Raw genomic sequence first — 9593 nt, 5'->3', positions numbered from 1 at the left:
GACGCCGCAGAACCAGGCGTCGCGGTAGTCGGAGGTGGTCCCGGTCTTGCCGGCGACGTCGCGGCCGGGGATCTGCGCCCGAACGCCGGTGCCGTAGCCCACCACCGCCCGCATCATCTGCTGCAGCTCGGAGAGCGGCGGATTGGCGATCGCCTGCACCGGCGCCGCGGGGCGGCGCTGCCAGACCACCGTCCCGCCGGTCGTGCGGATCCGCTCCAGCCCATAGGCCGTCACCCGCTGGCCGCCGTTGGAGAAGGCGGCATAGGCCTGGGCCATCTCCAGCGGCGAGACCTGGGTCGTGCCGAGCGCCATCGCCGGGTCGGTGTTGATCTGCGAGGCGATCCCCAGCCGGCGCGCGACAGCCGCGACATTGGTCCGCCCGACCTGGTCGGCGAGGCGGGCCGCCACCGTGTTCAGCGACTGGGCGAGCGCCGTCTGCAGGGTGATCGGGCCCAGATAGCCGTCCTCGTAATTGCGCGGCGACCAGGTTCCGATGACGATCGGCTCGTCGACGACGGGGCTGTCCGGCGTCATGCCGGCCTCCAGCGCGGTCAGATAGACGAAGGGCTTCCAGGCCGAGCCCGCCTGGCGCCGGGCGTCGGCCGCCCGGTCGAACGGGGCGGCGCCATGGTCGGTCCCGCCGACGAAGGCGCGGATCCGGCCCTGCCCGTCCACCGAGACGATCGCCGCCTGGCCGATCCCCTGCTTGGCGTAGCGCGCCACCGACGCACGGGCGGCGTCGGCCGCGGCGGTCTCGTAGGCCGCGTCCAGGGTGGTCTCGACGACCAAGTCCTGCTTCGGCTGGCCGACGGTCCGCCGGGTCTCGCCGTCCAGCCAGTCGAGGAAGTACTGCGCCGCGTCGTTCGGCGGATTTACATAGACCTTCGGCGTCTGGGCCAGCGCCTTGGCCCGCTGGGCCGGCGTGATGGCGCCGGTCTCGACCATGGCGTCGAGCACCAGCCGCGAGCGCTGGGCGGACGCCTCCGGATGGTCGGCGGGGTCATAGCCGGTCGGCGACTTCGGGATGGCCGCCAGCATCGCGGCCTCGCGCAGGGTCAGCTTCGCGGCCGGCTTGTTGAAGTAGCGCTGGGACGCCGCCTCGATCCCGTAGGCGCCGGAGCCGAAGTAGATCCGGCTGAGATACAGGCCGAGGATCTGCTGCTTCGAATAGGTCCGCTCCAGCTGGATCGCATAGAGCAGCTCGTCCGCCTTGCGCTGCAGGGTGCGGTCGGAGCTGAGATAGAGGTTGCGCGCGAGCTGCTGGGTGATGGTCGAGGCGCCCTGGGCGGCGCGACCGCGGGTCAGGTCGCTGACGATGGCCCGGGCGATCCCGCGCGGATCGAAGCCGTCGTGCTCGTAGAACCGCCGGTCCTCGACGGCGACGAAGGCCGCCGGGACGTAGGGCGGCAGGCGCGCCAGGTTCACCGGCGGGGCGTAGCGGCCGCCGCGGACGCCCAGCACCGCGCCCGACCGGTCGAGGTAGGTGATCTGCGGGTCGCGCCGGATCGGCGGAAGGTCGGGAAGCTCGGGCGCGGGAAGGTTGAGCGACAGGGCGGCGAGCGCGGCGGCGATCACGCGGGCGTTTCCTTAAGGTTCCAGACCGGATGGCGGATGCGGCGCGACCGTAGCAAACCGCGACGCCCCTTCTGTCGCGCAAGCATGCAGGGAGAAAGATAATTCGCGGTAATCCGCGCGACTGGCCAACACGGGTCTCGCATGCTTCAAGATCGCGAACTTGCGCCCGGGTGGCGCGAACCTTGGCCGTATGTAGGCGGTTGGGCAGGTGGAGGAGAGAGCTTAGATGACCGTCACGCTTGGCCAGTATCTCGCGCAATCCGGCGCGGATCCGAGCCTGGTCGACCTGCTGCTGGCGCTCACGGGGGGCTGCGAGCGAATCAGCGCGGCGGTGCGCAGGGGCGCGGCCGGCGACATCATGGGCGCGCTGGAGAGCGAGAACGTCCAGGGCGAGGTGCAGAAGAAGCTGGACGTCATCTCCAACGAGATCCTGCTCGAGGCCTGCGCGCCGGCCGCGCGCCTCGTCGCCATAGGCTCGGAGGAGATGGAAGGCATCCACCCGGTCCGGAAGCTCGGACCCGACGGCGGCTTCTTTCTGCTGTTCGACCCGCTCGACGGCTCCAGCAACATCGAGGTCAACGTCTCGATCGGCACCATCTTCTCGATCCTGCCGGCCCCGACCTCGGCAAGCGAGCGCGAGCCGATTGAGGCCGATTTCCTGCAGCCGGGCCGCAACCAGGTCGCCGCAGGCTATGTGGTCTACGGGCCCCAGACGACGCTAGTCCTGACGCTGCGCGCCGGCGTGCGCGTCTTCACCCTGGATCCGGTCACCGCCCAGTGGCTGGAGGTCAACGAGGCCGCGGCCATCCCGCCGGAGACCAAGGAATTCGCCATCAACGCCTCGAACATGCGCCACTGGGCGGCCCCAGTGCGCCAGTACGTCGAGGATTGCCTGGCCGGCGAGACCGGTCCGCGGGGCAAGAACTTCAACATGCGCTGGGTGGCCTCGATGGTGGCCGACGTGCACCGGATCATGATGCGCGGCGGCGTCTTCCTCTATCCGTGGGACGCGCGCGAGCCGAACCGGGCTGGCAAGCTGCGCCTGATGTACGAAGCCAACCCGATGGCGCTGCTGGTCGAGCAGGCCGGCGGCGCCTCGTTCGACGGCTTCGGCCCGACCCTCGACGCCAAGCCCGTCTCGCTGCACCAGCGCGTCTCGGTCATGCTGGGCTCGAAGGCCGAGGTCGACCGCCTGCAGCGGCTGCACGCCGATGCGCTGCAGCCCGCCTAAGGGCCTTAATCAGGCCCTAGCCTTTCCGGGATAGAGAGGCTTTCTGCCGCCTCGACAACGCCCTCGGGTTGCGGTTTTGTCCGACCGCCGACGACCGCAGGCTCGTCGGGGTCGCCTGTTGACGCCCAGGAGCCGTACTTGCCGCAGACCCAAGCGGACCGAGCCGATCGCTGGACGGATGCAGCCGCCGTCCCTGCCCGCCCCCTGGAGCTCACGGTCGTCGTTCCGACTTTCAACGAGGCGGCCAACGTCAAGCCCCTGGTCCGCAAGCTCGAGGCAGCCCTGGCCGGCGTCGAATGGCAGGTGATCTTCGTCGACGATGATTCGCCGGACGACACCGCCGGCGTGGTGAAGGCGATCGCCGCCCTCGACAGCCGGGTGGAATGTCTGCACCGGATCGGCCGCCGTGGCCTGGCCGGCGCGGTGATCGAGGGCGTCATGGCCTCGGCTGCGCCCTTCGTCGCGGTGATGGACGGCGACATGCAGCACGACGAGCGCCTGCTGCCCAAGATGCTGGCGGCGCTGGCCGAGGACCGCGCCGAACTGGTCGTGGGCAGCCGCTATGTCGGCGGTCCGGAGGCCGACGCCTCGGCCCTGGGCGCCACGCGTGAAGCCGGCAGCCGTTTCGCCAACTGGCTGGGCCAGAAGGTGCTGCGGGTTCCCCTCACCGATCCGATGAGCGGCTTCTTCATGCTGCGCCGCGAGCTGGTCGAGGCCGTCGCCTCGAAGCTCGACACCGCCGGCTTCAAGGTCCTGTTCGACATCGTCGCCTGCCAGGACAGGCCGCCGCGCTTCATCGAGCTGCCCTACCAGTTCCGCGCCCGCGAGGCCGGGACCAGCAAGCTCGATAACGGGGTGGTCGTGCAGTACCTGGGCCTGCTGACCGCCAAGTTCACCCGCGACGCGATCTCGCCGCGCTTTCTGATGTTCGCCATCGTCGGCGCCAGCGGCCTCGTCGTCCACATGGCCATCCTGCGTTCGATGCTGCCTCTGGGCTTCTCGGGGGCGCAGACCAGTGCGGCGCTCGGCGCGATGACCTGGAACTACCTGATCAACAACGCGGTCACCTACCGCGACCGGCGTAAGCGCGGCTTCGGCCTGGTGAGCGGCTACTTCAAGTTCGTCTTCCTGTGCAGCATCCCGCTGGCCGCCAACGTCGCCGTCGCCACCATGGTCTATGAGCGTGGGCCGGCGTGGTGGGTGGCGGGCGTCGCCGGCGCCGTGGTCGCCGCGGCCTGGAACTACGTCACCACCTCCAGAGCGGTGTGGTGAACCCCGGCGCAGGCGCAGCGCGCGGCCGCCTGGTCCTGATCGCCGCCGGCCTCACGGCCGTGCGGCTCCTGGCCGCCGGACTGATCCCGCTGACCGAGGACGAGGCCTATTACCGGCTGTGGGCCCAGCACCTGCAGGCCGGCTACCTCGACCATCCGCCGATGATCGCCTGGTGGATCCGGCTGGGCGAGCTCGTGGCCGGCGACACGGCGCTGGGTGCGCGCCTGCTGCCCACCCTGGCCACCGGCCTGACCACCTGGCTGGTGGGCGACCTGGCGCGCCGGCTGGGCCTGGCCCAGGCGACGGCGGAGCGCGCGGCGCTCTGGTACAATGCGACCTTCACCGTGGCGCTCGGCGGCTTGCTGGCCACGCCCGACACGCCGGCGTGCCTCTTCTGGACATTGTCCCTGTGGTGCCTCGCCAGGCGTTGGGAGCGAGGCGACGGGCGCTGGTGGCTGGGCGCGGGCCTGGCCGCGGGCCTCAGCTGCCTGTCCAAATACTCGGGCCTGTTCCTCGCGCCCGGGGTGTTCATGTGGCTCCTGGCGACGCCGCGCGGCCTCGCCGAGCTGAAGCGGCCCTGGCCTTGGCTGGCGGCGGCGCTGGCCCTGCTGGCCTTCGCGCCCAACGTGGCCTGGAACGCGACCCACGGCTGGCTGACCTTCGACAAGCAGTTCGGCCGGGTGGGCGGCCACGGCCTGCACCTGGCCGACGCGCCGGAGTTTCTGGGTGCCCAGTTCCTGCTGCTCAATCCCCTGCTCGCCGTCTTCGCGGCGCGGGGGACGGCGCGGGCGTGGCGGGACCGCAGGACTGCGGACGCGCCGCGGGTGCTGCTGCCGCTGGCGGTCGCCGCGCCCTTCCTGCTCTACCTGACGGTCCACAGCCTGCACGACCGGGTGCAGGGCCACTGGCCGGTCCCCGCCTTCGGCGCGCTGGCCCTGGCCGCCGCCTTCGCCGCGGAGAGCGGGCCCGTCTGGATGCGCCGCGCGGTCCCGGCGCTCGGCCTCGGCCTCTCCGCCCTGCTGCTCGCGCACCTAGCCACGCCCTGGCCGCGGCTCGGCCCGTCCGACCCGGCGCTGCATCTGCGCGGCTGGCCGGCCTTCGCCCGCGCGGTGGAGGCCGAACGCCGCGCCCAGGGAGCGGCCTGGGTCGGCGTCCTAAGCTATGGCGTGGCCGCCCAGTTGGACTTCGCCGGCGCCGTCCGCGCACCGGTCGTGCAGATCCAGGACCGCGACCGCTATTTCGGCTGGCAGGCGTCCGCCGACCTCTCCGGTCCCGGCCTGGTGCTCGACCTCGAGCGACGGTTGAAGGCCGTCGAGTTGCAGCGCTGTTTCGGCGTCGTCCAGCCGCTGGGGATCATCGACCGCGCGGGCGGCCGCAGCCGCTGGACCCGCTACGCCCTGTTCCGGGTCTCCGCCCCGAAGCGCGACGTGCTGAGGCAGGGCTGCGCCAAGTCCGGCGACGAGCCTTAAGCCCGCGTTCGGCGGTTCGAACGAACCGCCGAACGCTCATAAGTCTTTGAAGCAAGACCATTCGCTACGCCGAACCGGCATCCACTTCGGCTGCGAATGGTCGAGCCGACAGCGGCAGGATCGCGCCCAGCAGGTGGTAGAACGAGGTCGCCGGCGCCGGCTCGGCGACGAAGCCGCCGTCCGCCGTGCGCTTGTCGCGCCAGGTCCCCCGGCAAGGCGTCTGCAGATAGGTCGCCAGGCCGCCGGCGGCGCGCAAGGCCTCCGGCTCGTCGCCGAAGAGCAGCGCCGCCTTCAGATATTCCGTCTGGCCCCACAGCCGCGCGCCGGCGTCGCGCACCGTAAGGTCCGACCAGAGCGCGTTGACGACGATTCCCGAGCTCGCCTCGACGCCGGTGAGGCCCGTGGCGTAGAGCCGCCTCGCCGCCTCCGCCGCGTCTTCCCGCCCCCGCGCCCGCCCCCAGCGGTGCAGCAGCCAGGCCCATTCGAACTGATGGCCTGGCTCCACCAGTCCGCCCGCAGCGTCCTCCAGGGGGTTCCAGTCGGCGTCGAAGAATTCGCGCAACACGCCGGCGGGTGGAGCGACGAACCGCGCCAGCGCCAGCTCGGCGATCTCGTCGGCGAGCACGTTCCAGCCGCCGTCCGCCCCGGCGCCCTCCCACGCCAGCGCCGCCTCGAGCAGATGCATGTGGGCGTTGGCCTGGAACGGCTGCGGGCCGACCTCGCGGAAGCCGCCGGCCGCGTGGCGCATCGAGTCCAGCGCCATGCGCAAGGCGAGTGCGTCGGGCTCGAAACCGCCCGGCTCCAGTTGCTCCAGGGCGGACATGGCGAGCAGGGCGAAGGCCTGCTCGTAAAGCGCCCCCGTCGAATCGAGGAGCTCGCCCTCGACGTCGGCCAGGCGGGCGAACAGCCCGTCGGGGCGCCGGTAATGCGCGCCGTAGAAGCCGTAGGCGCGCCGCGCGAGCGCGGCATGGCCAGGATCGCCCAACCCCGCCGCCGCGGCGGTCGCATAGACCCAGATCTGCCGGGTCTGCACCCGGCTGCGGCGGGGTGCGGGCCGCGGCTCGCCCTCCGGCGTCAGCGCCTCCTGGAAGCTGCCGCGCAGTCCGTCGACGCCGGCCACGGCCCACAGCGGCAACGCCGCCTCCTCCAGCCAGGCCGCGTGCCAGGAGGCCGCGGCGGCGAGTGTGGGGAATTGGCCGGTCATGGGGCTCCAATGGCAGAATTCGCGCTGTGATAGCCGAGCCCGACTGCGCAGGTCACCCGTTGCGCGGCATTTGCGATCATTTGGTTGGAGCCGTTGTCGGGCGCCTTCGCCAGACCGCGAACTTCCCGTTATGAGAAGGTGGTCATCATGTCCTGCCCGTTGGGGCGCGGGCCAAGGAGGCGCCATGTCGGCGAAGATCTTTCCGGTGATCCTGTCGGGCGGCTCGGGCTCGCGGCTGTGGCCGCTGTCGCGCGAGAGCTTTCCCAAGCAGCTGCTGCCGCTGGCCGGGCCGCGGACCATGTTGCAGGAGACCGCGCTCAGGGTCGCCGATCCGGCCCTGTTCCACCCGGTCACCGTGATCGCCAACGCCGAGCACCGCTTCGTCATCGCCGAACAGCTGCGCGAGATCGGCCAGACCCAGCCGACCATCGTGCTGGAGCCCGTGGCGCGAAACACCGCCCCGGCCGTGGCCGCCGCCGCCCTGATCGCGGCGCGCACGGCCCCGGACGCGCTGATCCTGGTGATGCCGGCCGACCATGCCGTGCCGGACCCGGCGGGCTTCCTCGACGCGATCGAGGCCGGCAGCGCCGCGGCGCGTGCGGGCGCGCTGGTGCTGTTCGGCATTCAGCCCGACAGTCCCGCCACCGGCTACGGCTATATCCGCGCCGGCGAGGTGCTGGACGGCGCGGCGCGGCGGGTGGAGGCCTTCGTCGAGAAGCCGGACCTTGCCACCGCGGAAGGCTATCTGGCCGACGGCCGCTATTCGTGGAACAGCGGCATCTTCCTGTTGCCGGCCGAGGCCGTGATCGCCGAGCTGGAGGCGCACGAGCCGGCGGTGCTGGCCGCGGTGCGCGAAGCGCTGGACGTCGCCAAGAGCGACATGGATTTCCTCAGGCTCGACCCGGAGGCCTTCGCCAAGAGCCCGTCGATCTCGATCGACTATGCGGTGATGGAGCGGACCGCGCGCGCCGCGGTGGTGCCGTCCAGCTTCGCCTGGAGCGACGTGGGCGCCTGGTCGGCGCTCTGGAAGCTGGCCGAGCGCGACGGCGCGGGCAACGTCGAGATCGGCGACACCCTCGCCGTCGACACCCGCGGCTCCTACCTGCGCACCGAGGGCCCGCTGATCGCCACCGTCGGCGTCGAGGACCTGATCGTCGTGGCCACCGCCGATGCGGTCCTGGTGGCCAAGCGGCACAAGGACCAGGACGTCAAGACGGTGGTCGAGCGGCTGCGCGCCTCCAACCACGGCGCCGCCGTCCAGACCCGGCGGGTCTACCGGCCGTGGGGCTGGTACGAGGGCGTGACCGAGGGCGAGCGCTTCCAGGTCAAGCAGATCACCGTCAACCCAGGCCACAGGCTGTCGCTGCAGAAGCACTTCCACCGCGCCGAGCACTGGGTGGTGGTGAACGGCACCGCCGAGGTCCACCTCGACGGCGAGACCCGGCTCCTGGCCGAGAACGAGAGCGTCTACATCCCGCTGGGCTCGACGCACCGTCTCACCAACCCCGGCAAGGTGCCGCTGAACCTGATCGAGGTGCAGTCCGGTCCCTACCTGGGCGAGGACGACATCGTCCGCTTCGAGGACGCCTACGCCCGCAGCTGAAGCCCGGGACAGCACAAAGCGGTCAGGCGCAAGCGCCCGACCGCTCCGTGTTGCTCTGCATTGCCCCGCCCGGCCCTCGAGAAGGCGCCGAACCGGCGGAAAAGCATAGGCGCCTTGTGCGTCAGATGATCCAGCCCGACTGCAGCGACGTCTGCTGGGTGTTGAGCAGGTCGATCTCGCCGCCGTTCGAGAAGGTGATGTGCACGTCGGCGTTCACCTGGGTGACCTGGTAGGTCACGCCCGCATCCACCTGCACGTGGTCGCCCGCGTGCCAGCCGTTGATGGTGTCGTGGCCGGCGCTGGCGTGGAACGTGTCGTTCCCCTGGCCGCCGAAGATGGTGTTGTTGCCCAGGTCGCCCGAGATCCAGTCGTTGCCGGTGCCGGCGTGGATCACGTCGTCGCCCTGGCCGCCGCGCAGCGTGTCGCCGCCCGCCCCGCCCGAGAGCGTGTCGTTCCCGAGGTTGCCGTTGAGGAGGTTGTGGCCGGTGGAGGCGGTGGCGTCGATCTGGTCGTTGCCCTGGCCGCCGAGCAGCCAGTCGCCGACCGTCGACTTGCCGACGATGGTGTCGTCGCCCTTGTTGCCGTTGATGTCGTTGAACTGGTTGCCGCCGACGATCACGTCGTTGCTCGCCCAGCCGCGGATGTGGTTGGCGACGTCGGCCGAGCCCGTCAGGCTGTCCGCGCCCGCGGTCCCGGTGAGGGTGTTCGTGCTCACGGGCGCCGAAGAGCCGCCGGTGGAGCCTGTCGACCCGGTCGTGCCGGTGTCCGCCACCGCGCCGCCGTTGGTGTACGGGTTGGAGTCGTAGGCGCGGATGTAGTCGATGTTCATGTTCGCCGGCAGCGGGGTGGTGCCGTCGACGTAGCCGGGCCAGCTGCCGCCGACCGCCAGGTTGGCGATCATGTACATCGGCTTGTGCATGTCCGCCGGGGTGTCGACCTGGTAGACCTGCTTGTTGTCGAAGTAGAAGGTGATCTTGTCGGCTTCCCAGTCCACCGCATAGGTGTGGTAGCCGCTCGACATGTCCGCCACCGCCTCGCCCTGGCTCGACATGGTGTGCGAGCCGGTCTGGTTGGTGTGGACCGTCGTATAGAGCTTGCTCGGGTCGTTGCCGAGCACCTCCATGATGTCCAGCTCCGGCGGCCACGAGCCGTCGGTGGGCATCAGCCAGAAGGCCGGCCACAGGCCCTGGCCCGCCGGCAGCTGGGCCTTCATCTCGAAGTAGCCGTACTCCTGGGCGA

7 protein-coding genes are annotated in these 9593 nt (G+C 71.0%); 4 read left to right on the top strand and 3 right to left on the bottom strand.

All coding sequences use genetic code 11. From position 1 onward, the window contains the following. The coding region (locus tag VJS38_RS05135; protein ID WP_324087079.1) for a PBP1A family penicillin-binding protein at positions 1-1575 on the bottom strand (1575 nt) is incomplete at its 3' end. 226 nt (positions 1576-1801) lie between these two features. Here VJS38_RS05135 and VJS38_RS05130 point away from each other — a divergent pair. From VJS38_RS05130 to VJS38_RS05120, 3 genes are all read left to right on the top strand, one after another. Next, positions 1802-2806: a class 1 fructose-bisphosphatase gene (locus VJS38_RS05130; protein WP_324087078.1), complete on the top strand. Its 1005-nt coding sequence runs from the start codon at positions 1802-1804 to the stop codon at positions 2804-2806. Positions 2807-2944: 138 nt separating this feature from the next. Beyond that, entirely contained in the window at positions 2945-4078 is a 1134-nt protein-coding gene (locus tag VJS38_RS05125; RefSeq protein WP_324087077.1) for a glycosyltransferase family 2 protein, read from the top strand. Then, complete coding sequence (locus VJS38_RS05120) at positions 4075-5547, top strand: glycosyltransferase family 39 protein (protein WP_324087076.1); 1473 nt, start codon at positions 4075-4077, stop codon at positions 5545-5547. Before VJS38_RS05125 ends, VJS38_RS05120 begins: the two co-directional genes overlap by 4 nt. Positions 5548-5611: 64 nt before the next feature. Here the strand turns inward: VJS38_RS05120 and VJS38_RS05115 are convergent, their stop codons facing one another. Further along, positions 5612-6751 carry an AGE family epimerase/isomerase gene (locus VJS38_RS05115; RefSeq protein WP_324087075.1) on the bottom strand — a complete coding sequence of 380 codons (1140 nt, stop codon included), beginning with the start codon at positions 6749-6751 and terminating at the stop codon, positions 5612-5614. A 184-nt stretch (positions 6752-6935) separates the two neighbouring features. Here VJS38_RS05115 and VJS38_RS05110 point away from each other — a divergent pair, with 184 nt between their 5' ends. After that, positions 6936-8354 (top strand): mannose-1-phosphate guanylyltransferase/mannose-6-phosphate isomerase, encoded by a 1419-nt coding sequence (locus tag VJS38_RS05110; protein WP_324087074.1) that lies wholly within the window; start codon positions 6936-6938, stop codon positions 8352-8354. Between the two features lie 121 nt (positions 8355-8475). Here VJS38_RS05110 and VJS38_RS05105 read toward each other — a convergent pair. After that, positions 8476-9593 (bottom strand): family 16 glycosylhydrolase (locus tag VJS38_RS05105; RefSeq protein WP_324087073.1); only part of this gene is annotated, 1118 nt, incomplete at its 5' end.

The organism is Phenylobacterium sp. (genome assembly GCF_035276905.1).
GTDB lineage: Bacteria > Pseudomonadota > Alphaproteobacteria > Caulobacterales > Caulobacteraceae > Phenylobacterium.
The sequence above is the reverse complement of the archived record's forward strand: the minus strand, read 5'-3'. Positions and strand labels throughout refer to the sequence as shown.